Source organism: Pseudoduganella danionis (assembly GCF_009720775.1).
GTDB lineage: Bacteria > Pseudomonadota > Gammaproteobacteria > Burkholderiales > Burkholderiaceae_D > Rugamonas > Rugamonas danionis.
In genome coordinates this window covers 475141-501382 of sequence record NZ_WNKW01000001.1, presented here as the reverse complement: position 1 = coordinate 501382, position 26242 = coordinate 475141, and the positions used below count along the sequence as shown (strand labels likewise).

22 protein-coding genes and 1 tRNA gene are annotated in these 26242 nt (G+C 61.3%); 6 read left to right on the top strand and 17 right to left on the bottom strand.

Going from position 1 to position 26242, the window contains the following annotated elements; genetic code table 11:
- The first annotated feature begins 130 nt into the window (after positions 1-130).
- Entirely contained in the window at positions 131-3763 is a 3633-nt protein-coding gene (locus tag GM655_RS02255; protein WP_155432995.1) for an AfsR/SARP family transcriptional regulator, read from the top strand.
- A gap of 1 nt (position 3764) precedes the next feature.
- Here the strand turns inward: GM655_RS02255 and GM655_RS02250 are convergent, their stop codons facing one another.
- The 10 genes from GM655_RS02250 to ybiB form a co-directional block, all read right to left on the bottom strand.
- Entirely contained in the window at positions 3765-4106 is a 342-nt protein-coding gene (locus GM655_RS02250; protein ID WP_155432994.1) for a helix-turn-helix domain-containing protein, read from the bottom strand.
- Between the two features lie 6 nt (positions 4107-4112).
- Entirely contained in the window at positions 4113-4421 is a 309-nt protein-coding gene (locus GM655_RS02245) for a type II toxin-antitoxin system RelE/ParE family toxin (protein ID WP_155432993.1), read from the bottom strand.
- A gap of 194 nt (positions 4422-4615) precedes the next feature.
- Positions 4616-4692, bottom strand: a tRNA-Ile gene (locus GM655_RS02240).
- Positions 4693-4773: 81 nt separating this feature from the next.
- Positions 4774-7023 (bottom strand): RNA polymerase sigma factor RpoD, encoded by a 2250-nt coding sequence (rpoD, locus tag GM655_RS02235; RefSeq protein WP_371866689.1) that lies wholly within the window; start codon positions 7021-7023, stop codon positions 4774-4776.
- A 486-nt stretch (positions 7024-7509) separates the two neighbouring features.
- Entirely contained in the window at positions 7510-9306 is a 1797-nt protein-coding gene (dnaG, locus tag GM655_RS02230; protein ID WP_371866688.1) for a DNA primase, read from the bottom strand.
- Between the two features lie 116 nt (positions 9307-9422).
- Positions 9423-9872 carry a GatB/YqeY domain-containing protein gene (locus GM655_RS02225; RefSeq protein ID WP_155432991.1) on the bottom strand — a complete coding sequence of 150 codons (450 nt, stop codon included), beginning with the start codon at positions 9870-9872 and terminating at the stop codon, positions 9423-9425.
- Between the two features lie 130 nt (positions 9873-10002).
- Positions 10003-10215 (bottom strand): 30S ribosomal protein S21, encoded by a 213-nt coding sequence (rpsU, locus tag GM655_RS02220; RefSeq protein ID WP_008451879.1) that lies wholly within the window; start codon positions 10213-10215, stop codon positions 10003-10005.
- A 128-nt stretch (positions 10216-10343) separates the two neighbouring features.
- Positions 10344-10943 (bottom strand): FxDxF family PEP-CTERM protein, encoded by a 600-nt coding sequence (locus GM655_RS22705; protein ID WP_196308686.1) that lies wholly within the window; start codon positions 10941-10943, stop codon positions 10344-10346.
- Positions 10944-11076: 133 nt separating this feature from the next.
- Positions 11077-12285: a BaiN/RdsA family NAD(P)/FAD-dependent oxidoreductase gene (locus GM655_RS02210; protein WP_155432990.1), complete on the bottom strand. Its 1209-nt coding sequence runs from the start codon at positions 12283-12285 to the stop codon at positions 11077-11079.
- Between the two features lie 72 nt (positions 12286-12357).
- Positions 12358-13371: a DNA-binding protein YbiB gene (ybiB, locus tag GM655_RS02205; RefSeq protein ID WP_155432989.1), complete on the bottom strand. Its 1014-nt coding sequence runs from the start codon at positions 13369-13371 to the stop codon at positions 12358-12360.
- A gap of 70 nt (positions 13372-13441) precedes the next feature.
- On the opposite strand from ybiB, the gene GM655_RS02200 reads away from it, so the two are divergent.
- Complete coding sequence (locus GM655_RS02200; protein ID WP_155432988.1) at positions 13442-14500, top strand: 3-deoxy-7-phosphoheptulonate synthase; 1059 nt, start codon at positions 13442-13444, stop codon at positions 14498-14500.
- Positions 14501-14651: 151 nt separating this feature from the next.
- Complete coding sequence (gene tsaD / locus GM655_RS02195; RefSeq protein ID WP_155432987.1) at positions 14652-15692, top strand: tRNA (adenosine(37)-N6)-threonylcarbamoyltransferase complex transferase subunit TsaD; 1041 nt, start codon at positions 14652-14654, stop codon at positions 15690-15692.
- A 35-nt stretch (positions 15693-15727) separates the two neighbouring features.
- Here the strand turns inward: tsaD and GM655_RS22700 are convergent, their stop codons facing one another.
- The 6 genes from GM655_RS22700 to ybaK form a co-directional block, all read right to left on the bottom strand.
- On the bottom strand, positions 15728-15904 hold the full coding sequence (locus GM655_RS22700) for a hypothetical protein (RefSeq protein ID WP_196308685.1): 177 nt from the start codon (positions 15902-15904) through the stop codon (positions 15728-15730).
- A 198-nt stretch (positions 15905-16102) separates the two neighbouring features.
- Entirely contained in the window at positions 16103-17344 is a 1242-nt protein-coding gene (locus tag GM655_RS02190; protein ID WP_155432986.1) for a metal-dependent hydrolase, read from the bottom strand.
- Positions 17337-18386, bottom strand: a complete 1050-nt coding sequence (locus GM655_RS02185) for a sensor domain-containing diguanylate cyclase (protein WP_155432985.1) — start codon at positions 18384-18386, stop codon at positions 17337-17339. The genes GM655_RS02190 and GM655_RS02185 overlap by 8 nt, the downstream gene beginning before the upstream one ends.
- A gap of 99 nt (positions 18387-18485) precedes the next feature.
- Positions 18486-19133: a DsbA family oxidoreductase gene (locus GM655_RS02180; RefSeq protein WP_155432984.1), complete on the bottom strand. Its 648-nt coding sequence runs from the start codon at positions 19131-19133 to the stop codon at positions 18486-18488.
- Positions 19134-19255: 122 nt separating this feature from the next.
- Positions 19256-19876 carry a glycerol-3-phosphate 1-O-acyltransferase PlsY gene (plsY, locus tag GM655_RS02175; protein ID WP_155432983.1) on the bottom strand — a complete coding sequence of 207 codons (621 nt, stop codon included), beginning with the start codon at positions 19874-19876 and terminating at the stop codon, positions 19256-19258.
- A gap of 65 nt (positions 19877-19941) precedes the next feature.
- Positions 19942-20433, bottom strand: coding sequence for a Cys-tRNA(Pro) deacylase (ybaK, locus tag GM655_RS02170; RefSeq protein WP_155432982.1), 492 nt, complete (start codon positions 20431-20433; stop codon positions 19942-19944).
- 54 nt (positions 20434-20487) lie between these two features.
- Between ybaK and GM655_RS02165 the strand changes: the two genes are divergently transcribed.
- From GM655_RS02165 to GM655_RS02155, 3 genes are all read left to right on the top strand, one after another.
- Entirely contained in the window at positions 20488-21441 is a 954-nt protein-coding gene (locus GM655_RS02165) for an endonuclease/exonuclease/phosphatase family protein (protein ID WP_155432981.1), read from the top strand.
- Positions 21442-21617: 176 nt separating this feature from the next.
- Entirely contained in the window at positions 21618-22835 is a 1218-nt protein-coding gene (locus GM655_RS02160) for an efflux RND transporter periplasmic adaptor subunit (RefSeq protein WP_155432980.1), read from the top strand.
- A 2-nt stretch (positions 22836-22837) separates the two neighbouring features.
- Positions 22838-25972 (top strand): efflux RND transporter permease subunit, encoded by a 3135-nt coding sequence (locus GM655_RS02155; RefSeq protein WP_155432979.1) that lies wholly within the window; start codon positions 22838-22840, stop codon positions 25970-25972.
- A 61-nt stretch (positions 25973-26033) separates the two neighbouring features.
- Here the strand turns inward: GM655_RS02155 and GM655_RS02150 are convergent, their stop codons facing one another.
- Positions 26034-26216 carry a hypothetical protein gene (locus tag GM655_RS02150; protein ID WP_155432978.1) on the bottom strand — a complete coding sequence of 61 codons (183 nt, stop codon included), beginning with the start codon at positions 26214-26216 and terminating at the stop codon, positions 26034-26036.
- Positions 26217-26242: the final 26 nt, after the last annotated feature.

Here is a 26242-nt window from a genome sequence, read left to right as displayed (position 1 = left end):
ATGTCTTAATTGCATTAAATATAATTTTCATCTTAACAAGCCAGCGTAAACCGGGCGTTAACTGCAAGCCGAGCGCTGATAACGCCAACCAGCAAGCGCCAATTTCCAAGTGTCCGCTCCCAGCACCGCCATGCCGCCACAACCTCCATCACCAGTCCGGTTGCAGCTCCACCTGCTGGGCGACATCCAGCTCAGCGTCGCGGGCCAGCCGCCCGCTGGCAAGGTCTATAGCAAGATGCTGGCTCTGCTGGCTTATCTGGCGCTGGAAAGCCAGCGCAGCCACCGCCGCGAACAACTGGCAGACTTGCTGTGGCCACAGTTGCCCGCCGAAGCAGCGCGCATCAACCTGCGCCAGACGCTCTACCATCTGCGCCGCATGCTGGGCGATGGCGCTGCGCAGCTAATCACCGGACGCGAGGCCGTACGCCTGAATAACGATGGCGACTGGTGGCTCGACGTGCGCGCCTTTCTCGCTACGGCCAGCAGCCTGCCGACCCGCAGCAGCGAGGCCATCGAACAGCACATCGGCCAGTTGGAAGCGGCCGCCGCCCTGTATCGTGGCGACTTCCTCGCCGATCTGGCCGTCGATGATGCAGCGGACTTTGAAGGCTGGCGTGATGGCTGGCGCGCCAGCCTGCACCAGCACATGCTGCGACTGCTGGAAAGCTTGCGCGAGTCACTGGAGCAGCAAGGCGCCAGCGAGCGCGCGCTGCAGCATGCGCGCCGCTATCTGGCGCTGGAACCATGGAACGAGACGGCGCACCGCGCCGTGATACGCCTGCTGGCTGCCACCGGGCGGCCGGCCGAAGCGTTGGGGCACTATGACAACTGCCAGCGCCTGCTGGAACACGAACTGGGAACCAGCCCGGCAGCGGCTACGCGCGAGCTGGCCGAGACCATACGCGGCCAATTGCAGCGGCGCGAAGCGTGCAGCGTCCGCATGGACGGCTGGCCTGCGCCGCAGCAAGGAGTCGCTGCAGCCCACGTGCCGGCTTTTCCCGAACGGCGGCTGGTCACCATACTGCACTGCAGCCTGCATGCAGCGGGCAGCATTGACGCAGAAGACCTTGCCGAACGCCTGCGCCTGCCCTACCAGCACGGTACCGAACTGGCACGTCAGCACGGTGGCCACGTCGTCGCGGGCCCGGGCGGCAGCTTTGTCGGCTACTTCGGCTACCCTGTCGCCGCCGAAGATGCCGCGCGCAGCGCCGTACGCGCCGCCCGCGCCATCAGCGCCGCCTGTCAGGCCGGCGTCTACGCCCGCAGCGGCATACACAGCGCTATCATCGTCACGGGCGCGCAAGGCGAGCAGCCTGACCCCGCCGGTCAGGCTTCGGCACTGGCCGCGCGCCTGAACGAGCGCGCCGGCAGTGGCGAAATCCACCTCAGTGATGCGGCCCGCCAGCTAGTGAGCGGCTATTTCTATCTGCAGCCCTGCGGCTCGCAAGCCTTCCGTAGCTACCGCGTGGCCGGTGCCACGAGCGCCACCAGCCGTCTCGATGCTGCGCCCCGTCTACTGCCGCTGGTAGGGCGCGCGGCCGAACTCGCGCAGTTGGCAGCACTGCGCGACGTTGCCAGCCACGGACAGGGCCTGCAGGTGGTGCTGCGCGGCGAAGCAGGCATAGGCAAATCGCGCCTGCTGCGCGAACTGGCCGGCACGCTGGACGACACACGCTGGCAGCGGCTGGAACTGCAGTGCGAAGCAGCCTTTCAGCACACCCCGTGGCAGCCCCTGATCACGCTGCTGGAACGCCAGCTTGGTTGCCAGCCCGAGGACGATGCGGCCAGCCGGCGCAGCCTGCTGGCCGACTATCTGGCGCACCAGCACAGCGCCATCGCCGCTGCCGTCACAGCGGGATTGCAAGCACTGCTGGGCATAGCCGAAACACCAGCGGTGCTGAGCAGCGAAACGCTGCGCCAGCACACCAGCAGCGCGCTGATAGCGCTGTTGCGCAGCGCTGCAGCACAATGCCCCTTGCTGCTGGCAGTGGAAGATCTGCACTGGGCCGATCCGTCCACTCAGGCCTTGCTAGCCGCGCTGGCCCAGCACACGACCGCGCTGCCCGTGTTGACCGTCTACACAGTCCGTAACGACAGCCCGCTGGCCCCGTGGTTGCCCGCACACACGACATTGCTGGAACTGGCGCAACTGGACGACGCAGCCATGGCAGCGCTGGTCGGTGCCAGCGAAGGCGCACTGCCGCCCGCCGCCATCGCCCGCATCGTCGCCAGTGCCGAAGGCATACCACTGTTTGCCGAGGAACTGGTGCAGCAGGCACTGGCGCAGCCGGCCGCCAGCAGCGTACCGGCCACGTTGGCCTATCTGCTGGCGGCGCGGCTGGACGCTACAGGTGCGGCCCGCAGACTCGCGCAATACGCCGCCACCATAGGCCGCAGCTTCGATTTAGAGCTGCTGGCCCATGTCACCCACGTCGATGCACAGCAACTGCAAACGCTGCAGCAGGCGCGCCTGCTGGAAGCGCGCGATGCACGCGAGTTCGAATTCCGCCACGCCCTGCTGCAGGTGGCCGCCTACCAGTCACAGACGCGCACCGACTGCCAGCGCGCCCACCGCCGCATTGCCGATGCGCTGATCCAGCACTTCCCCCAGCGCACCAGCCAGCAGCCGGCACAACTGGCCTACCATCTGGGCAAGGCAGCCGACTATCCGGCCGCGCTGACATGGTGGCTCCAGGCAGGCCAGCAGGCACTGGCCGCACACGCCTGCGCCGAGTCGGCGGCGCATTTGCGCAACGGACTAGCGGCGCTCGAACATCTCCCTCCCGGTACGATACGAGCCGGCATGGAACGCGATCTGCTGCTGGTGCTGGGACAGGCTTTGCTGGCACTGGCCGGTTATGGCTCGGCAGAGGCAGCGGCCGTGTACGACCGCGCCTTTGCCCAGTGTCAGGGCGAGTATGCCGGACTGTATGACGGTGCGGCCCGTTTCGACGTGCTGTGGGGCCTGTGGATGGTCTCAAGTTCGCGCGCGCAGGCCAGCTTCCGCGCCAGCGCGGAACTGATAGCGCCACTGCTGCAGGCGGCCGACGCGAGTGGCGATGTGCTGCGGCGTGGCCACGCCCATGCAGCGGCCGCCAATCAGGCCCTGTGGCAGGGCCGCTACGATGCAGCACTGGACCATGCACAGGCAGCCACCCAGCTCTGTGCCGGTCAGCCACGGCAGCACGGGCACGGACAGCAGCGCGGCCATGATCCGCAAGTGGCGGGTCTGGCCTATGCGGCGTGGGCCCATCAAGCGCTGGGCCAGCATACGGCCGCGCTGGCAACCGCTGCGGCCGCCGTGACGCTGGCACGCCAGCTCGAACACCCTGATTCGCTCTGCTTCGCGCTGGTCCATGCTGCCACCGTGCACCGGCTACAGCAGGATGGTGCGCAGGTGGCGGCGCTGGCCGAAGAAATCCTTGCCATCGCCGGCCAGTACCAGCTCGCACTGTGGCAGGTGGCGGGCACCATGCTGCGCGGCTGGAGTCTGGCCCGTGCCGGCCAGCCTGAAGGCATCGCCTTGCTCGAATACGCTGCCGGCGCCGTGCGCAGCGTGATGCCGGGCATACTGGTGGCCTTCCTGCATCCGCTGGCCGAAGCCCATGGCTACCTGCAGGACTACGCCAGCCAGCGAGCCCAGATCGACGCTGCGCTGGCCAGCGCCGACCAGCTGGACGAGCACTTGCACCGCGCCAGCCTGCTGCAGCTACGCGCCGTCTGCCTTGCGCAAGCGGGTATGTCAGCATCTATGCAAAGCTGATTCAGGCTGCCGTTACGGCGCCACGCGTTCTGACTTCCTGCAACGCCCGCTTGAAATGCTTGAGGTCTTCCGTTGCGAACAGCTGGCTACGGCCAACTTCTTCTCTCGCCTTGAGCTTGCCATGGGCCACATAGCGGCGGAAGGTGGCCATCGAAACTCCCAGATACTCTGCTGCCTCCTGTGCCGTGAAGCGCGCTCCAGCCAGATGCCCGAACACCTGCTCGTGTGAAAAATTCTGCGATGGGGGGGCTGGCTCGGCAAGCAAGGCGAAAAATCTGGCGCGCTCGTTCGCCGGTAAGCGGGTAAAACTTAGATAGACTTCTTCTGCGGTGTTCTGACGCATATGTCCTCACGATTTCAGATACTTCTTGAGATTGCTATAAAAATTCTCGTGCGGCCCTATCTGGTAAAAGTCTATCTGCTGCCAGCCTGACGCCTTGCCTGAGCCGGCGCTCTCGGTTGGGCAGTAGGCAATCAGGAATTGCTGGCCATGGTATCTGAATTTAAAAATCCGGAGACCGTGCAGATCACCCGCCTTGGCTACGCCGATAGATGGCTGCGCGCAGATGTCCTCTACGGCATCCTCGATCGCCAGCTGAAACGGACGACTCTGTTTCTTCACGAATGCCAGAAAAGGGGGCTTGTAATTCGGCCTCATGAAATGAGTCCTTAATTACTCAAAATTGAGTATATATCACATCAATGAGAGTGACAATTTTTTGCGCTGGGTGACGCTACTTCACTGTAGCGGCCAAATAGCGGCCTGTAGCCACTTTGCGCAAACCTGCTGGATGCTGCCGGGAGCGGAAATGAAAAAAGGAGTCAGATACGGTATCTGACTCCTTTTTGTATTGGTAGGCCGTGCAGGACTTGAACCTGCGACCAAAGGATTATGAGTCCTCTGCTCTAACCAACTGAGCTAACGGCCCATACTTTGAAAGCTTACGCCTGAAGTGCATGCACTAAGCGAATGCGCGAGGATACTGGCTAGGCAGGCCCAGCGTCAAGCCCTAGTTACCTTCCAGGAAGCTCTTGAGCTTGTCGGAACGGCTAGGATGGCGCAATTTACGCAGTGCCTTGGCTTCGATCTGACGGATACGCTCGCGCGTGACGTCAAACTGTTTGCCCACTTCTTCCAGCGTATGGTCGGTCGACATTTCGATACCGAAGCGCATGCGCAGCACCTTGGCTTCGCGTGGCGTGAGGGAATCGAGCACATCCTTGACCACACCGCGCATCGAGGCATGCAGGGCCGCATCGGACGGCGCCAGCGTGTTGTTGTCCTCGATGAAGTCGCCCAGATGGGAATCGTCGTCGTCACCGATAGGCGTTTCCATGGAAATCGGCTCTTTGGCGATCTTCATGATCTTGCGGATCTTATCTTCCGGCATCTCCATCTTGATGGCCAGTGTCGCCGGATCAGGCTCGGCACCCGTTTCCTGCAGAATCTGGCGCGAAATCCGGTTCATCTTGTTGATGGTTTCGATCATGTGCACCGGTATCCGGATGGTGCGCGCCTGATCGGCGATGGAACGCGTAATCGCCTGCCGGATCCACCACGTCGCATAGGTGGAGAATTTATAGCCGCGGCGGTATTCGAACTTGTCCACCGCCTTCATCAGACCGATGTTGCCTTCCTGGATAAGATCGAGGAATTGCAGGCCACGGTTGGTGTATTTCTTGGCAATCGAGATCACCAGACGCAAGTTAGCTTCCGTCATCTCGCGCTTGGCTTTGCGCGCCTTCATTTCGCCGGCCGCCATCTGGCGGTTGATGTTGCGCAGATCGGGCAGCGGCAGCACCACGCGGGCCTGCAGGTCGATCAGACGCTGCTGCAGTTCCTTGATGGTGGGGATGTTACGGCCCAGAATCGCGCTATACGCGTGACCAGCGGCCACCTCGCCATCCACCCAGTCCAGATTGGTTTCATTGCCGGGGAAGACCTTGATGAAGTGAGCACGCGGCATGCCGCACTTGTTCACGGCTACATCCAGAATCTGCTTCTCGATATGGCGCACTTCATCGACCTGACCACGCAGGGTATCGCACAGCTTCTCCACCACTTTGGCGGTGAAACGGATGCCCAGCAGCTCGAAGGAAATCGCTTCCTGTGCCTTGACGTAGGCTTTCGAGTTATAGCCTTCCTTCTCGAAGGCGCGGCGCATCTTGTCGAATTGCACAGAGATCACGTCGAATTTTTCCAGCGCAGCCACTTTCAGGGCTTCCAGCTGTTCGGCCGAGTAACCGGCCGCACCGGCGGCGGAACCGCCCGACTCCTCTTCTTCCTCTTCTTCCTCTTCTTCCTCGTCCTCGTCTTCCTCTTCATCGTCGGACGGGGCAGCAGCAGCCGGGGCGGCCGCTTCTTCTTCGTTCTCGTCGACCAGACCATCGACGATTTCGTCGATCTTGATCTCTTCGGCACGGATACGGTCGGAGGCGGCGATAATTTCGGCGATCGTCACAGGGCAGGCGGAAATCGCCTGGATCATGTCTTTGAGGCCGTCTTCGATACGCTTGGCGATTTCGATCTCGCCTTCACGCGTGAGCAGCTCGACCGAGCCCATTTCGCGCATATACATACGCACCGGGTCAGTGGTACGGCCGAAATCGGAATCGACGGTGGACAGCGCTGCTTCGGCCGCCGCTTCAGCCTCATCGTCACTGGTGACGGTGGCCACGTTATCGGACAGCAGCAGGGTTTCGGCATCGGGCGCATGCTCGTAGACGGCTATGCCCATGTCGTTAAAGGTGCCGATGATGCCTTCGATCGCTTCCGGATCGACGATATTGTCAGGCAGGTGGTCGTTGATCTCGGCGTAGGTCAGGAAACCGCGTTCCTTACCAAACTTGATCAGAGTCTTGAGTTTCTGGCGGCGGCGCTCGAGTTCTTCTTCCGAAGCTTCCGTGTCCGACGAGAACGCATCCTTCAGCAGTGCTTTTTCCTTGGCCTTGCGGTCCTTGGCCTTGGCCTTGTCCACCGCTTTCAGTTCGGCGCGCTCGACTGCATTCAGTGCGGCCACTTCGTCGTTTTCAGGCTGGAATTCTTTCGGCTTGCGACCGCGCCGCCCCGGCACTTTCACCGTCGGCAGCACGTAGCCCGAAGTATCGATGGCTGCCAGTGCAGCAGCATCGGTGGTCTGGCTCACGGCCGGCACTTTGCTGGCAACACGCGTCTCCGACTTGTCCGCCGTTTTGGCAGATTTTGCGGTCACTTTGCTCGGCTTTGCAGCCGCTTTGGATTCAGGTTTCTTAGTTGGCACAGGCGCTTTCGATTACACAACGACTTGCTTATTTAGGATAAAGTTTCTTGCGGCCCTATCGAACCTACGTCTTCGCACTTGCCGACTACCCAAGTCCGACGACACTACGACTTACTTACATCCAGTCAGGACGATCTACCGCGTTAGAACTCCGCCACTCTTGGCAGAAATTCTACTGCATAGGACACGTGCGTGGGGACAAGAAACCATGACCGGGTTGGTAACGCAATGTAGCGTTCCGCGTAGCGGGAGTACTCTCCGCTGCTACTACCCAAGCTGGCCCGAGCCGCCGACAGCCGTTCTTCCATGTCGATCAAGAGCCTAACTTACTGAAAACAAACACACTCTGAGCTGAAAAACGATGCCAAAACATACAACACTTAGCGTTTTATTATAGCACGCCACTTTTCAATTTCCAGAGGGCGAAACCATGCTACGCCCTCTGTCACCAGTCGCACCGCCAGACTGTGCGGAGCCTGAGCCAGATCAACGGTGCGCCGTTTCCGCCTGCGCTTCACGCAGCAATTGATCCTGCTGCGCCGTGATCTCGCGGTAGCGCACGCCGATCTGCTCGGACGACAGCCCGGCCGCAAACAACTGACTTAACTCTTGCTTTAAAGCATCATTCTTTACCTGCCGGATGGCGCCGCGCAAGAACAGCCGCACGGCATCGAATTCCGATTCAGGCTCCTGCACGATTTCGGCAATGATGCTGTCGTACTCGTCGCCCTGCGCTTTCAGATGTTGCGCAAATGCTGCAAAACTTCCTTGCTCGCCCAGTGCCTGCGCCTGCGCCACCAACTGCGCCAGGCGTTCGGCCGGTTCCGCGCCGAAATACTGGAAGGCCGCCAGCGCAGATCCGTCCACTTCCTGCGCCAGCGGCGGGTGGGCGATCAGAATGCGCACGATCTGCAATTCCAGTCCCACCGGCACGGGCCGTCCCGTGCGCGCAGGCGCCTGCCGTGCGACCGCCACCGGCTTGGCCAGTTCGTACAGCACCTCGATCTCGGACGGCGTGGTCTGGGTCAGCTGGGCCAGCCCGCGCACGATCTGCAGCCGCAGCGCCGTCGGCGTCATAGCCTGCAGCATGGGCTTGGCGTCGAACTGCACGCGCGCCCGCCCTTCCGGACTCTGCAAATCATGCTCGCCCACTGCCTCCTTGATCAGGAACTGCGATAGCGGCATGGCTTCGTGGATTTCCTGCTCGAAGGCTTCCTTGCCGTAAGTGCGCACATAACTGTCCGGATCATGCTCGGTGGGCAGGAACAGGAAGCGTATCGTCTTGTTATCCGTCACATGGGGCAGACAGGCTTCCAGCGCCCGCCGCGCGGCACGCCGCCCGGCCTTGTCGCCGTCGAAGCTGAAAATCACATTGTCGGTTTGGCGCAACAGCTTCTGCACGTGGAAAGGCGTACACGCCGTGCCCAGCGTGGCCACCGCCTGTGGGAAACCCATTTGCGCCAGTGCCACCACATCCATATACCCTTCCGTCACCAGCACATAACCGGCATCGCGGATGGCCTGACGGGCTTCGAACAGGCCATACAGCTCGTGACCCTTGGAAAATAATGGCGTTTCGGGCGAATTCAAGTATTTCGGTTCGCCCTGATCGAGCACGCGGCCGCCGAAAGCGATCACCTGCCCCTTGGTATTTTTAATCGGGAACATCACCCGTTCGCGGAAACGGTCATAGCGCTTGCGGTTGCCGCCATCCTCGTCCACGCGGTCGATCACCAGCCCGGCCTCGGCCAGCACCACGGCCTCGTAATCAGGGAAGATGCTGCGCAGATTGTCCCAGCCGGGCGGCGCATAGCCGAGGCCAAAACGGGCGGCGATTTCGCCCGTCAGGCCACGGCCTTTCAGATAGGTAATCGCATTGGTGGCGCCACGCAACTGCGCGCGGTAGAAATCGCAAGCCTTGGTCATGGCTTCCGTCAGCGCCATGCTATGCGCCGCCATCTGGGCGCGCTGGGCCGGCGGGATCTTGTCGTCCTGCTCCGGCACCACCATGCCCACATTCTGCGCCAGCTCTTTCACCGCATCGACAAAGCCCATGCCCGAGTATTCGATCATGAAACCGATCGAGGTGCCATGGGCGCCGCAACCGAAGCAGTGATAGAACTGCTTGGTGGGACTGACAGTAAAGCTGGGGGATTTTTCGCTGTGGAAGGGGCACAGGCCCATATAGTTAGCGCCGCCTTTTTTGAGCTGCACATAACGGCCGACCACGTCGACGATGTCGACCCGGTTCAGCAAATCGGCAATAAATGATTGTGGGATCACAGGGCTACGCAGTCTTGTTGTGAATCAGGCTATACCGTCGCAACGATCCGGTATTGCGCCGGATCAGATGCGACTGCTGGGCGGCGTATCGCTGCCCAGTCTCGTACTGGCAGCAATTATGCCGGAGCCAGTGCCTTTTTCACCAGTGCGGACACGACAGTCATGTCGGCACGGCCAGCCAGCTTGGGTTTGACGATGGCCATCACCTTGCCCATGTCCTGCGGACCGGCAGCGCCCGAGGCAGCCACGGCAGCAGCCACTTCGGCCGCCACTTCTTCGTCCGACAGACCCGCCGGCATGTAGTTGACCAGCACGGCCAGTTCAGCCTTTTCGATGTCAGCCAGATCGGCACGGCCGCCGGCTTCGAACTGGGTGATGGAATCCTTGCGCTGCTTGATCATTTTTTCCACGATAGCAACGGTCTGCTCATCGTTGACTTCGATGCGCTCGTCCACTTCCTTGCGCTTGATTTCCGCCAGAATCAGACGCACGGTGGCCAGACGGCCAGCGTCTTTAGCGCGCATCGCGGTTTTCATATCTTCGGTAATTTGTTCTCTCAGGCCCATGGCGATCTTTCAGAAGGTAGTAAAAATGCGAAAACCCGCCGCGGCGAACCGGGGCGGGTATCTCTTGATGCCGCAAGAGACAACCCGAGGCGTAAGCGCCATACTGCCGGGTTGACTCCGTGGAGCAGTCTTAGAAGAGTTTTTTCGGCAGCTGTTGGCTGCGGATGCGTTTGTAGTGACGCTTAACGGCAGCTGCCAGCTTGCGCTTGCGCTCAGCCGTTGGCTTTTCGTAGAACTCGCGTGCGCGCAGTTCGGTCAGCAGACCGGTTTTTTCGATGGTGCGTTTGAAGCGACGCATGGCGACTTCGAACGGCTCGTTTTCTTTAAGGCGAATGGTGGTCATGTAAAATTCAAACCGTTAGAGGTTATAGGAAGAAAGAGATATTAGCACTATTTTGAAGAAAAGGGAAGCCCGGAATCAGCTTCCCTTGCACCTTCCGTTGCGGAAATAGTGACGCAGCAGCAGCCAGATCAGGCCTTGCGACGACGTGCCACACCTGCCACCAGACCCAGGCCGGCCAGCAGCATGGCATAGGTTTCTGGTTCCGGCACAGCGGCAACATTCATGCTGATATTGTCGATAAAGGCCGAGGTGTCGGAAGCATTATGGGGGTTCAGGCCGGCGAAGGTCAGCGTATGGCTGCCTGCGGCCAGACTGATGGCGCCGGTGGTGAAAGCGTTCCAGCCGGTCGAAGCGGCATCGTAAGTACCCAGCGTATGACCATCCAGGCTCACACTCACCACTTGCCCGGTGCTGTAGTAAGGACGCAGGGCCATATCGAAGCCGATGGTGTAGCTGGCAGCCGAACTATTGCTGAAAGTCTGGGAGATCGATGCAGTGTTTTGCAGCACAGCAAAATAGTCGCCGCTCAAGGTATTGCCATACCAAGGAGTACCGTTATGTGACACTGCACCACCGCCAGTGAAACTCCAGCCAGCGGCCACATTACCGTAGCCATACCAGTTGCCAACCGTGTTAATTTCAAAGCTGGCATTTTGCAGGCTGACGGTGTTGGCCAGAGCGCTGGTGCTGATCAGCGTGGCGGCAAGTGCGATGATGATTTTTTTCATGATGGAGTCCGATGTGGGTTTGTTTGCACCCCACCTGAAATTGTCAATACAGCAACTCAAGTGTATTAAGCGCAACTTAAGTATTCATGATGCAATGAACCACAGTTTGGAGTCAAGAAAATAATTATAATTTCTATACGGAAACACCTGCCGCCACCGCCGATGCCCAGGCCCACTGGAAGTTATAGCCGCCCAGCCAGCCCGTCACATCCACTGTCTCACCGATGAAATACAGCCCAGGAACTTTGCTAGCCATCATGGTTTGCTGCGACAGTTCGCGTGTATCAATTCCGCCACGCGTAACTTCAGCTTTCTTATAGCCTTCCGAACCGCTAGGGGTCAGCGTCCACTGGTTGATGGCGGCGCCCAGTTTGCGCAACTGGGCATCGGGCATATCGGCCAGACGCGCATCGGCGGCAAAGCCATGGGCATGCAGCAAGCCTTCGGCCAGACGGGCGGGCAGCCATTGGGCCAGCACATTGCCTAGCTGTTTCTTGATGCTGCCCTTGCCTTCGATGAGCGTGGCCGCCAGATCGAGTTCCGGCAACAGGTTGATGATGATGGGCGTAGCGGGCGTCCAGTAGGACGAAATCTGCAGGATGGCCGGACCGGACAGGCCACGGTGGGTGAACAGCAGGTCTTCGCGAAAGCGTGCGCCGGTCGGGTTGCGGCCTTTAAGCGAGCCCGTTTCCACATCCACTTCCAGTGCAATGCCCGCCATTTCCACGAACGGCGCCCAGCTTTGCGCATCGAAGGTCAGCGGCACCAGCGCCGGACGCGGTGCCACCATGCGCAGACCGAACTGCTCGGCAATGCGGTAGCCGAAGTCGGTCGCACCGATTTTGGGAATCGACAGGCCGCCCGTGGCGATCACTACGCTTTCCGCTTCGATCATGCCCTGATCCGTCTGCAGTACAAAGCCGCCTTCGGCCGCCTGCTCCAACGCGTCCACCTTGCACGGCATGCGCCAGTGCACATCGCCGCGGCTGCACTCATCCTTGAGCATGTCGATGATCTGCTCGGCCGAGTCATCGCAGAATAGCTGGCCACGATGCTTCTCGTGGTAGCCGATGCGGTGCTTTTTGACCAGCGCAATGAAATCCGCCGCCGTGTAGCGCGACAGCGCACTTTTGCAGAAATGGGGATTTTCCGACAGGTAGTTGGCCGGACCGGCGTTGATATTGGTGAAGTTGCAACGTCCGCCGCCGGAGATGCGGATTTTCTCGGCCAGTTTGCTCGCATGGTCGATCAGCACCACGCGCCGTCCGCGCTGGGCCGCCGTTGCTGCACACATCATGCCGGCAGCACCTGCGCCGATTACCACCACGTCAAACTTAGCCATAACTATCCTATCGTGCAAAGGCGTATTGTACTTGAGACACACCTGAGGCCGACAGTGGCCGGCTATGATCGGCTAGACGATAGGTTCCTGTATGCGCTGGCGCGACTGCAGCGTACGCGATACCAGCAGGCACTGTGCGACCTGCTCGGCAATGGACGGCGGCACGGGAATCTCGCCCGCCAGCACGGCCTTGATCCACGTTGCCGTGGTAGCGGCATCGCGCTCGGCCGGCAGCACGGGCAGCTCGCCCACCAGTGTCTGCTTGGGCACGAGCGTGGTACGCAGGCCGCCATGGAACCAGTCGATCTGCTGGGCCTTGTTGGCATTGGCCACGGTTTCCCCTTCCGTGCCGCGCATCAGGAAGGCATCGCCGCGCTCGGGCAAGGCCGAGCCCGTGAAGTACTCGCCCAGCAGTTCCAGATACTCAGGATGGGTATAGGACACCAGCCGCAACGCCGGTCCGGCAAACGGCTGCATGATTTTCACCAGCGTGTGGGTGGAATTGCGCACGCCCAGACGACGGCGCAACGACAGCAGATAGGCCAGCTTGGGCGCCAGCGTATCGACAGTGATCAGTGCAACCTTGCCCTGCGCCAGCGCCTGTTCCGCTTCAGCACTGTCGGCTGCGGGCAACACGCCTAGCGCCTCGAACACTTCAGCCGTGCTGACCCGCCCCGCGTCGCGCAGCACACCATGCACCAGCACGGGCACGCCTTCACGCGCCAGCAGCAGCGCCAGCAGCGGGGTCAGATTGGCCATCTTGCGCGCGCCATTGTAGGTGGGAATGCAGACGGGCGCATACGGGCCATTCGGCGCCTGCAGCGGCGTGAACGAAGCTTCGGCCGCATCGAGGAAGCCGGCCAGCTCGTCTATGGATTCGCCCTTGATGCGCAGCGCCAGCAAGATGCCGCCCAGTTCCAGTTCGCCCACTCTGCCATCAAGCATGGCGCGGTAGAGTTCACGGGCGTCGTCGCGAGTCATGCTGCGAGCACCGTTCTTGCCTCGCCCGATCTCCTTGATCAGATGGGCAGTAGCAAATGGCGCGTCGGCGGAGGTGGGGGTGGGGGTGGGGTTCTCGGTCGTCATAGGCGCAGCTTAAACCAGTCCGGCCCATTTCGGCTACACTATCCCTCCCCCGCAATGAAACTAGCAGATCATGATTTCCCCAGATATCGAAAACATCAACGTCACCTCGTTCGCGCCCATGCCCACGCCGGAAGCCCTGCATAGCAAGCTGCCGCTGTCGGACGCCGCGTCGGACACCGTGATGAAGGGCCGCGAAGCCCTGCGCAACATTATTGACCGCAAAGACAAACGCCTGTTTGTCGTGGTCGGCCCGTGCTCCATCCACGACCCCGTTGCCGGTCTGGACTATGCGCGCCGTCTGAAGGCGCTGCAGGCAGAAGTGGCCGACACCATGCTGCTGGTGATGCGCGTGTATTTCGAAAAGCCGCGTACCACCACCGGCTGGAAGGGCTATATCAATGACCCGGACATGGATGATTCCTTCCGCGTCGACGTGGGCATGGAAAAAGCCCGCCAGTTCCTGCTCGACGTGTGCGAACTGGGCCTGCCCACCGCCACCGAAGCGCTGGACCCGATCTCGCCCCAGTATCTGGGCGACCTGATCGCGTGGACCGCCATCGGCGCGCGCACCACGGAATCGCAGACCCACCGTGAAATGTCGTCCGGCCTGTCCACCCCGGTCGGCTTCAAGAACGGTACGGACGGCGATATCGGCATTGCCATCAACGCCATCCTGTCCTCGGCCCATCCGCACTCCTTCCTGGGAATCAATGCCCAGGGCAATGTGGCCATCGTGCGCACGCGCGGCAATGCCTACGGCCACGTGGTGCTGCGCGGCGGTGACGGCCGCCCCAACTACGATTCCGTCTCGATCGCGATTGCCGAGCAGGCCCTGCACAAAGCCAAGCTGCCAGCCAATCTGGTGGTCGACTGCTCGCATGCCAACAGCTACAAGAAACCAGAACTGCAACCGCTGGTGATGGCCGACGTGATCCACCAGATCTCGCAGGGCAACCAGTCGCTGGTCGGCGTGATGATCGAATCGAACATCGTCGGCGGCAATCAGAAGATACCGGCCAATCTGAGCGAGCTCAAATACGGCTGCTCCGTAACGGACGGCTGCATAGACTGGGACACCACGGAAAAGATGCTGCGCGACGCCCATCAGCAGCTAAAAAACCGCCCTTAAGACTGACAGCTAGGGCCTCATCCTGCCAGACCGGCACGCGCTCCGCCAGGGCCGCGTGCCTTTTTATTGGCCCTGCCGCAATGGCCGGAGTCAGTGGCCGGCACAGCTTTCCATTACAATGGCGGATTGTTCTCAAGCACTACTGCATCTTATGATCGTTCTCGGCGTTGAATCTTCCTGTGACGAAACCGGCCTCGCACTGTATGACACAGAGCGCGGCCTGCTGTCGCATGCCCTGTATTCGCAAGTGGCCATGCATGAAGAATATGGTGGCGTGGTGCCGGAACTGGCGTCGCGCGACCATATCCGCCGTGCGCTGCCGCTGCTGACCCAGGCGCTCGATCAAGCCGGCAAACAACTAGCTGACGTGGATGCCATCGCCTACACCCAGGGCCCCGGTCTGGCTGGCGCACTGCTGGTGGGCTCGTCCGTGGCCTGCAGTCTGGGGCTGGCACTGGATCGCCCCGTGCTGGGCGTGCACCATCTGGAAGGCCATTTGCTGTCGCCGCTGCTGGCGTCGCAACCACCCGAGTTCCCGTTTATCGCCTTGCTGGTGTCGGGCGGCCACACCCAGTTGATGCGCGTCGATGGCGTGGGCCAATACACCCTGCTCGGTGAAACGCTGGATGATGCGGCCGGCGAAGCCTTCGACAAATCAGCCAAGCTGCTGGGCCTCGGTTATCCGGGCGGTCCGGCGATTTCCCGTCTGGCCGAATTCGGCGATCCGGCCGCCTACAAACTGCCGCGCCCCATGCTGCACACCAAGGATTTCAACTTCAGCTTCTCGGGCCTGAAAACGGCCGTGCTGACGGTGGTAAAAAACCACGAACAGCAAGTGGTGGCGAATATCTGCGAGCAGGACAAAGCCAACATCGCACGCGGTTTCGTCGATGCCATCGTCGACGTGCTGACGGCCAAATGCGTTTCGGCCCTGCGCCACACGGGCCTCAAGCGGCTGGTGATTGCCGGCGGTGTAGGCGCGAATGCCCAACTGCGCGCCTCGCTCAACGCGGCGGCGGCCAAAAAGAAGTTCAAGGTGTATTACCCCGAACTGGAATTCTGCACCGATAACGGTGCGATGATCGCGTTTGCCGGCGCCATGCGCCTGAAGATCAATCCTGATGCGGCCAAGAAGGACTACAGTTTCAACGTGCGGCCACGCTGGCCGCTGGAAGAACTGCGCGTCATCTAGACGCGCAGGCATGGCGTGGTACGGCGCGGCAGGCCTCAGGCCTGCGCGAAAGCCATCCCGGCCAGCACGGCCAGTCCCACCAGTGGAATCAGGTAGTTGGCTTTGCCCAGACGCACGCCCTGTGCGGCAATGCGCTCGCTGCGCGAACGGTGTTCGTCGGCCGGCGATTCATGGGTGATCGTGGTGTTTTTTTGTTCGATTGTCTTCTTCATAACTGCCTCCATATGGAAAGATCATCTTACTTTCCAGAAGGCATTGCAATTGTCATGCCATGCAACATTGTCTGAAATTGCGCAAAATCAGGAATTTCTAGCACTTTTGTGGTGAACATGCCACAGTTATTGCACTGCACCAGCACCAAAGTCGTGCAAGCGGCCTGCCATGCGGGTTTCCGCGAATCAACTTCAAATCTAAAATATGCCGATAGTCGGCTGAGTCAGCATATCCTGGCGCGGATACTCCCATTGCGGCACGCCAGTGGGGCAGCCAGTGGCCGGCGGGCCGGCCGTGCTCAGCGTAGTGAAATTGCCTTTGGGCGTGGTAGCAAAACGGTAATCGCTCAGTGTCCCCGTCGACAGTATCAGCACCGGCAAGCGGGCAAAACGCAGCCAGGCGTCGACCACACAGTTGCTTTGTTTCATCTGCTGCAGCACTGCCAGCGGCGCCAGCACATGGGCAAATTCGCCCACCTGCGGCGACAACGCCTGACTAGTCTCCTCGCCCACGAGCGCGGCCGGGCAGGCCAGCGTCGGCGTCAGACTGAGCACGCCACGGCGCAAGCGGTAATAGCCATGTTGCGGATTACTCTCCACACTCGCATAAGACCAGCACAGCGGCATACTGGGGAAGGCTGTCATGGCCACATCGAGCACCTGCGCTTTCGGGTCATGCTGCTGCAAGGCGGCCGTTACCGTCTGCCGCGCGAGCATGGACGTACCGGCCTGCAGCCCCAGAAACGCCACGCCCAACGCCAGCCCCAGCAGCAAACCGGCCCGCCCCTGTGCGCCGGCACGGTGCTGTACCAGCGCCACACTGGCGCCCAGCACCGCCAGCACCAGCACGGCCGGCCATAGCAAATAAGCCCGGGCCGCACATGCCAGTATCACGCCGGCCAGCGCCAGCAGCCAGCCATAGCGCAACCACGGGCGCTGCACCAGCATGGCCAGCGGCACGCCGAGTACCACCCAGAACAGCGGCTCGACGATGAACACCATGTCGCCATAGAACCAGCGCGTATTGAACGGGTACCACGGATGCAGGCCGTAGGAATTGGTGTAGTCCATCAGCAGATGCAGGGCTAGCCCGCTGCCTATGGCTAGCGCCAGCCCCAGTCGCGCGGTACGGCTGCTGCCCAGCAAGGCACGCGCTGCCGGCCAGCCCAGCCACAGCAAGGCGGCCAGCAGCAATCCTTGCGGAATGGCCAGCAGCACTGTGTGGGTGAAGCCACGGTGGTGCAGCAGATAGCCGAGTGGCTGCTGGAGTAACGGCGACAGCAGCAGATCGAGATCGGGAAAATTACTGGCCAGTACGCAAGCCAGTATCAACAAGCGCTGGCGCAGCCGCTGGGCGCCGCTATCAGCTTCGGCCGGCAAGCTACGCTGCACCACAGCGCCGACTGCGGCGCCTATGATGCTATGACTGAGGTTATCCATGCACTGGGCGAGTGCCAGCGCTGTCGCTGCTGGCCAGGTTCAAGGCGCGTTCTGCCTGTTGCAGCAGGCTGTCGCCATCATTGATCTCCATGAAATCCAGTGCGGCCACGCCCACACTGGCCGTCAGCCTCAGTTCGCGCTGGGCCAGTTGGTGCAGTTGCGCCGCGATCTTGCGGCGCAGATTGCCCGCCAGGATGTGTGCGCCATCAGGTGGCGTATTCGGCAGCAGGATGCAGAACTGGGTATCGTTGTAGCGGCTCGGCACGTCGATCACGCGCACGTTGTCGCGCAACAGTTGGCCCACGCTGGCCAGCACCTGCTCCGCTGCTGCGGGCCCCAGCGTGACACGCAGCCCGGCCAGCTCGTCGAGTTCCAGCATCAGGACCGACAGGTGGGAGCGGAAACGGCGGGCACGCGCCACTTCAAACTTGAGTTTCTGTTGCAGCGAGCGGCGGTTATGCAGTCCCGTCAGCTCGTCGGTAGTGGCCAGCAGCTCACGCTCCTGTAGCACGCGGGCCAGCCCGGCCTGCGCCGCATTACGGTCGAGTATGGCCATGATCTGGCGTGCCAACTGCTGCAAGGTACTACGCTGCTGCTCATCGAGCTGCCCGGGCTGGTCCGCGAGCACGGCCAGCGTACCGAGCGGATAGCCATCGGGCGACAGCAGCGGGGCTGCACAATAGTGGCGCACGTGCGGCGCCTGCACGCTCCAGCTCATGGCCGCCGTGCGGTAATCCTGCTGCACATCGCTGATTTCGGTCATGCCATCGCCCAGCACGGCCAGTGCACAGTAGCTGTCATCGCGCGCCAGCGCATGGGTCGGCAACCCATGACCGGATTTGAACCACACGCGCTCGCTATCGACCAGCGCCACACAGGCCAGCGGCATGCCGCACAGCCGGGCGGCCAGGCCGGTAAGGAAATCGATGTCGGCATCGGGGCCGGTGTCGAGAATTTGGTAGCGCTGCAGGGCAGCCAGGCGGAACTGCTCCGTCTGCGGACGGGCAAGCGGGAGGGACGTAACGTTTTCAGCGACCTGCATGGGCTTCCTGTACGGCTACGAACTGCGATGAATAGGCACTGGACGCCATTGCATAGCGTCCACCAATGATGCAATTCAGACAGTTTAGCCGAAACAGGCTTAGCTTTGTGCCATGATTTCGCGCAGGGCTTTTTCGAACACGGCCACGGGCTGGCCGCCAGCGATCAGGTGACGCTGGTTGATGATCACGGCCGGCACGGAATTGATGCCATGGCGCTGGAAGAACTGCTCGGCTTCACGCACCTCGTCGGCATATTGCTGCGACGTGAGCACGGCTGCTGCCGCTTCACGGTCCAGCCCTACGACCTCGGCGGCACGCAGCAGCACTTCATGCGAGCTGGGGTCTTCGCCACGGCTGAAATAGGCCGCAAACAGCTCGCCCTTGAGCGCCAGTTGCTTGCCCTCGCCTTGCGCCCAGTGCAACAGGCGGTGGGCATCGAAAGTGTTGTAAATCCGGTCGCGCTTGCCCATGGCGAAATCAAAGCCCACTTCGGCGCCGCGCGCGCGGATCATGGCCCGGGCCTGTTCCTGCTGCTGCGGGGTGGAACCGTATTTCTCGCTCAGGTGTTCATCGATGTTCTGGCCTTCCGGGCCCATCTGCGGGTTCAGCTCGAAAGGCTGGATGTGCAGCGCCACATCGGCTTCCTCGCCGAGATTGTGCAGGGCCTGTTCCAGCGACTTCAGCCCGATCGCGCACCACGGGCAGGAAACATCAGAAACGAAATCGATCGTAAGGGGCTTGCTCATATCGGCCTTTGCTAAACAGATGAAAAACAGTCGGGGTCAGGTCGGGCATTGGTGCAGAGTTCGCTCAGTTTTAAAGCGAACTCTGCACCAATGCCCGACCTGACCCCGTAGTTTATCGTAGTTTATTTTTTCTTGGCGTCGGCGCTCTTGCTGCCGATGCGGCTTTCCTTGCCGGCCAGCAGATTCGAAATGTTTTTGCTGTGGCGGAAGGCCAGCAGTGCGCTCATCACGAACACGGCCACCAGCTCGGCATCGGCGCCGAACAGCAGGCCGTAGTAGAACGGTGCGAACAGGGCCGCCACCAGTGCGGCCAGCGACGAGTAGCGGAAGGCAAAGGCCACAGCCAGCCAGGTTACCAGCGTGGCCAGCCCCAGCCATGGATTCAGGCCCAGCAGCACACCCAGCGCCGTGGCCACGCCTTTGCCGCCAACAAAGCGGAAGAACACGGGCCACAGATGGCCGAGGAACACGGCAAGCGCCACCAGCGCAATGGTCATGTCGCCGATCTGCAACTGGTTCTGATAACGGATTGCCAGCCACACGGCCAGCCAGCCTTTGGCGCCATCACCGATCAGGGTGGCGATAGCAGCAGCTTTATTGCCGCTTCGCAACACATTGGTCGCACCGGGGTTTTTCGAACCGTAGGTGCGCGGATCGGCCAGACGGAACACTTTACTCATTACCACTGCAAACGAGATCGAGCCGATCAGATAGGCGGCGACGGTCATCCAAACTGTATTCATTAACACCTCAAAATTGAGCAAAATCGGCTAATTGCCAAAGGCGAAAGACTATACACTGTCCGCCTTCAGTCGGCTAGCGCACAATTTACCGCCTGGGCATGTAGCAAGTCGAGCAATACCTGTGGCGCTATCGCGACCAGATAACCGCGCCGGCCACCGTTGATATAGATGCGCTCGAGCGCCAGCACGCTCTCTTCCACATAAATCGGCATCTGCTTGCGCGTGCCGAACGGGCTGGTGCCGCCGACCAGAAAACCGGTGTGGCGATTCGCCACTTCCGGCTTGCACGGTTCGACTTTCTTGCAGCCGATCTGGCGCGCCAGATTCTTGGTCGACACCTTGCAGTCGCCATGCATGAGTACGACGAGCGGCTTGGCCGCTTCATCTTCCATGATCAGGGTTTTGACGACGGCGTGTTCATCCACGCCCAGTTCGCGTGCCGACACGCTGGTGCCGCCATGTTCCTCGTAGTCGTAAGGATGTTCGCTAAAGGTCACGCCGTGCTTACGCAGAAACTGCGTAGCCGGCGTCTCGGAGATATGCTCTTTTTTTGCCATGCGTGATACGCTGCCAATCTATCGGGGTTAAGGTTAGCAAGGGAGGCTGTCATTATGCCGCAGGAAATACGTTTTGCCACTTTCAATGTATGCAACCTTTCCCAGCCCGGCGCAAAACTGTATGACAATCTGGAACCCCTGAGCCCCGACGACTATGCCGCCAAAGTGCAATGGACGGCGCAGCAGCTGGACCGCCTCGATGCCGATGTGATCGGCCTGCAGGAAGTGTTCTGCCTGCAAGCTCTGCGCGACGTGCTCGCGCACAGCCTCCACTATCGCGATGCCGCCCTGTGCGGCGTCAGCACGGCGCCCGACCCAGTCACGGGTGCACCGCGCCAGATGCCGCAGGTGGCACTGATCTCGCGTTTGCCACTCGCCGCACCGGCCGCCATCCACACGGATTTTCCACCCGGCGTGACACTGCCGGCCGGCAGCCGCGACGCGCTCAGCTACGCGCGCGCGCTGCTGCGCGTGACCCTGCAACTCGATGACCAGCGCCAGCTCGATGTGATCGTGCTGCACCTGAAATCCAAGCGCCCCGACTACGATGGCGAAGCAGCCCACGACAACCCCATGTGCCATGCCCAGGCCCAGTTGCGCTCGCTGATCCGGCGCGGCACGGAAGCCGTCGCCCTGCGTTCGCTGCTGTGCCAGCTACACCGCGAAGCGCCGCGCGCGCGCATCGTGCTGGGCGACTTCAACGACAGCGTCGATGCCGTTACCACCTCCATCATCATGGGCGAAGGCGGCAGCGAAACGGCCGGCCGCTATTATGATAGCCGCCGCATCCAGCGCGATCCCAGCAGCTCGGCCCATGGCTACACCATCCTGCACGAAGAGCTGCGCATGACCATAGACCACGTGCTGGTGTCCGAGCATTTCCATCCGGCCGCAACGCAGCCGCTCGGACAGGTGCTGTCCGTGCGCTATTTCAACGAGCACCTGGCCGACGTCTGCGCGGGCGCTTCCGATCATGGGCAAGTATTAGTGCAAGTACAACTAAACTAGGCCGCCTGCAGTCATTCCAGCCAACATAGCCACTCTCGCCCCCCGTATTTCGCATTTCAGCGCGAAATTCGCACCGCCTGTCGCACGGGACTGGTAAGCGGCCTTGTAATTTCATACAGTGGCAACATGCGCCATGCCGCTCTCTGCTCGCTGCGGCCCTTCAAGGATAAATACAAATGAAACTAGAGACCCTGCCCCACACCCAGCACCCCACGCGCACCACCCAACGCTGGCGCAAGCCGGTGGCCATTCTCGTCGTGCTGGCTGCCGCAGGCGGAGGCTGGAGCGTGCTGCAGAACAAGCCAGCCGCGACTAATGCCCCCGTCGCTGCCAAGGACAAGGCGCCCGAAGTTCTAGAGCTGGCCGGTACCGACGTGACCGCCGTCGATGCGCGCGCGCTTGATGTGAAATTGCCGCTCTCCGGTTCGCTCGCGCCACTCAGTTCGGCCACCATCAAATCCAAGGTCTCGGGCGTGGTGGAAGCCACTACCGTGCAGGAAGGCATGGCGGTCAGCGCCGGCCAGGTGCTGGCCCGCATCGATCAGGCCGACCTGCGCGCGCGTTTGCAGCAGCAGCAGGCCGCGCTGGACGAAGCTCAAGCGCGCTTGTCGCTGGCCAGCAAGAACGAAAACAATAGCCAGGCCCTGCTCAAGCAAAAATTCATTTCCCAGACCGCTTACGACGCCACCCAGAACAGCGTCGATCTGGCCCGCGCCAATGTCAAATCGGCTGCCGCACTGGTGGAAATCGCCCGCATCGCTCTCAACGACGGCGTGATCCGCGCCCCCATCAGCGGCGTGGTCAGCAAGCGCCATGTACAGGCCGGCGAAAAGCTGGCACCGGACATGCCCGTGTTCAGCATCGTCAATCTGGCCGAGCTGACGCTGGAAGCGCAAGTGCCGGCGGCCGAAATCCCGCGCGTGAAAATCGGCCAGGAAGTCAAGTTCAAGGTCGATGGTTTCCAGGGCCGCGAGTTCGCCGGCAAAGTCACGCGCATCAACCCGGCCACGGAAGCTGGTTCGCGCGCCATGCTGGTCTACATCGCCGTGCGCAATGAAGATAGCGCGCTGCGCGCCGGCATGTTCGCCAAAGGCAGCATCGTCACCGACCGTTCCGACGTCTCGCCCATCATTCCGCTGACGGCCCTGCGCGGCAACCAGAACGAGCCCGTGGTGTACCAGATCGTGGCCGGCAAGGTGGTAGCCCAGCCCGTCAAACTGGGCCTGCGCAACGAAGATGAAGGACTGGTGCAAGTGCGCGATGGCCTGCAGGCTGGCGCCCACGTCATCGTCGCCAAGCTGGAAGCGCTGAAGCCGGGCACGCCCGTCAAGCTGCCTGCCGCGAACCAGGATAGCAGCCGTCAGGCCAGCGCCGAAGCCGGCAAGAAAGGCTGATCATGTGGATTACTAAAACCAGTATCCAGAACCCCGTGTTCGCGACCATGGTCATGGTGGCGCTGATGGTGCTGGGCCTGTTCTCGTATCGCGGTCTCGGTCTGGAAGCCATGCCCAATGTGGACATTCCGGGCGCCATGATCGAGGTGAAATACCCCGGTGCTTCGCCCGAGGCGGTGGAAAACGACATCACCCGCCCGATCGAGAACGTGGTCAACACCGTCAGCGGCATCAAGACCCTGCGCGCCAACTCGTGGGAAGGCCGTTCCGGCGTCTACATCGATTTCGAGCTGTCCACCAATATGGACAAGGCCATGCAGGACTTGCGCGACAAGGTGGCGCAAGTGCGTCCGCGCTTCCCGCGTGAAGCCAAAGACCCCTTCATCGTACGTTTCGAAGGCGAGAACAGCCGCCCCATCGCCCAGATCGGCCTGACCGCGACCAATCACACGCTGCGCGAACTGTCCACCATGGCCGACCAGCTAATCGGCAAGCGCTTCCAGGGCGTGGCCGGCGTGGGTCAGGTACGCCTGAACGGCATGTCGGCACGCGAAATCCTGATCAGCCTGCGTCCGCAAGACCTGACGGCGCAAGCCATAGGCGTGGATGAAGTGATCAACGCCATCCAGGCTACCAATACCAACCTGCCGGCCGGCTCGATCAGCTTTGCCGGCAATGAACAACTGGTGCGCATCGAAGGCAAGATGAAAGATGCGCGCGATTTCAACCGCATCATCGTGGCGCGCCGCGCCAATGGCCCCGTGTATCTGGATCAGGTGGCCACCGTGGTGGACGGCGCGCAGGAAGAACTGTCGATCTCGCGCCTGAACGGCCAGCGCGCCGTGACCATCGATATCACCAAGGTGCAGGATGCCAATGTGGTGGAAGTGGGCCGGCGCATCCAGAAAGTAGCAGACGAACTCAAGAAAACCCTGCCTTCCGACATCAGCCTCACTGTGCTCAACGACGAATCGCTGAAAGTCCAGAGCCAGCTCGACAACGTCAAGGAAACCATCGTCGAAGGTGCGGTGCTGACCATGGTGATCGTGTTCTTCTTCCTGCACTCGTGGCGCTCGACCATCATCACCGGGCTGACGCTGCCGATTTCCGTCATGGCCAGCTTTATCGCCATGAAGTTCTTCGGCTTTACGCTGAACTTCCTGACGCTGATGGCGCTGTCGCTGTGCATAGGCTTGCTGATCGACGATGCCATCGTGGTGCGCGAAAACATCGTGCGCCACCTCGGCATGGGCAAGAACCACCGCAAGGCCGCTGAAGATGGCACCAATGAAATCGGTCTGGCCGTGATGGCCACCACGTTTGCCATCGTGGCCGTGTTCATCCCCGTGGCGTTCATGCAGGGCATCATAGGCCGCTTCTTCCTGCAGTTCGGCATTACCGTGGCCGTGGCCGTGCTGGTGTCGCTGTTCGTCAGCTTCACGCTGGACCCCATGCTGTCCTCGGTCTGGCCCGACCCCGTGAAGAACCGCTTCAAATATGTGCCGTGGCTGGGCCAGCTCATGCACAGCATCGAGCATGGCATCGAACATCTGCACGTGTGGTACGGCAAGGTGCTGGCACTGGCGCTGCGCTGGCGCAAGCTGACGCTGGCCATCGCGTTCGCCCTGTTCGCGGGCAGCCTGATGCTGGTGCCCATGATAGGCGGCGAAATGTTCCCCGAGCAGGACAATGGCTGGATCAATCTGCGCCTGAAAACCCCGGTCGGCTCCAGCATCGAATACACCGATAGCAAGGTCAAGCAGGTCGAACTGGCCTTGAAGGAATTCCCGGAAGTGGCCAAGGTCATCGCCGTGGTCGGCACGCAGGATGGCCGCAACACGGCGCAGGTCGACGTCAAGCTGCAGGACCGCAAGACCTTCAAGCGGCGCAGCCAGAAGGAACTCGAAGGCGCGGTGCGCGCGCGGCTCAACCGCATCGCCGGCATCACCATGTCGGTGGGCTGGAAACCTATCTTCATCGCCATTCTGGGCACGGATGAAGGCAAGCTCGACGCCGTGGCGCACCGCCTGATGGACAAGATGCGCAAGATTAAAGGCGTGGCCGACCTCGAATACAGCCAGGAAGGCGCCAACCCGTCCACCACGGTACGCATCAACAACGAGCTGGCCAGCGATCTGGGTCTGACCGTGCAGCAGATCGGTACGGCGCTGCGGCCTTTCGTGGCCGGTGATACCACCAGCCACTTCCTGGCCGACGATGGCCAGAACTATGACGTCAATGTGCAGCTACCCAAATCGGGCCGGCAGAAGATTGCCGATCTGGCCGACTTGTCGCTGGCGTCCTCCAAGCTGGGCCCGGACGGGCGTCCGCTGATGGTGCCGCTGCGTCAGGTAGTGGAATTCGTACCGTCGTTCAGCCCGCAGGTGCTCAAACGTCAGGCCCTGCAGCGCCGCGTTGCCGTGTATGCGTCCGTCGAAGGCCGTCCGGCCGGCGACGTGGATAGCGATGTACGCAAGGCCATGAAGGAAATCGATCTGCCAGCCGGCGTGCGCTTCGACGTGGGCGGCAATGCGCAGGATATGGAGGAGAGCATGTCTTCGGCCATGATCGCGCTCAGCATCGCCGTAATCTTCATCTATCTGGTGCTGGCATCCCAGTTCGGCAGCTTCCTGCAGCCGGTCGCCATCATGATGTCCTTGCCGCTGTCGCTGATCGGCGTGCTGGTAGCCCTGCTGGTGACGGGCAGCACGCTCAACATCTTCTCCGTGATCGGCTTCATTATGCTGATGGGGCTGGTGACCAAGAACGCGATTCTGCTGGTGGACTTTAGCAACCACGCCCAGCGCGAAGGCATGGGCCAGATCGAGGCGCTGATGAATGCAGGCCAGGTGCGGCTGCGTCCTATCCTGATGACCACGCTGGCCATGATCTTCGGCATGCTGCCTATGGCCATAGGCATGGGTGATGGTGGCGAAACGCAAGCGCCCATGGGCCGGGCCGTGATCGGCGGGGTGATCACCTCTACCTTGCTGACGCTGGTGGTGGTGCCGGTGGCCTACACCTACCTCGATACGCTGGGCAAACGCTGCGCGCGCTACTTCCGTGGCCGTGCCCACGACGAGGAAGAAGAACACCTGCACCCCGTCAAACCGGCCGATATCGCCGAAGTCGCGTAAAGACTGACGCCACCAGTATCAAAACAAAACCGGGCCTGGCCCGGTTTTGTACTTTTATATTTCAATCACCCGTCATGCCAGCCTGGTCGGCATCGTCATCACTGTCCAGCGCCTGCTCCTGCTCCGATTCAGCCAGACCGGGGTTGGCTTTCGCCTCGGCCTTGCGGCGGGCTTTTTCCTCCGCCTTTTTCTTTTTTTCCAGCTCGCGCTGGCGCTTTTCATATGCGAAGTTGGTTTTTGCCATGGGCCGCCTCTCAGTATCCGGTACGT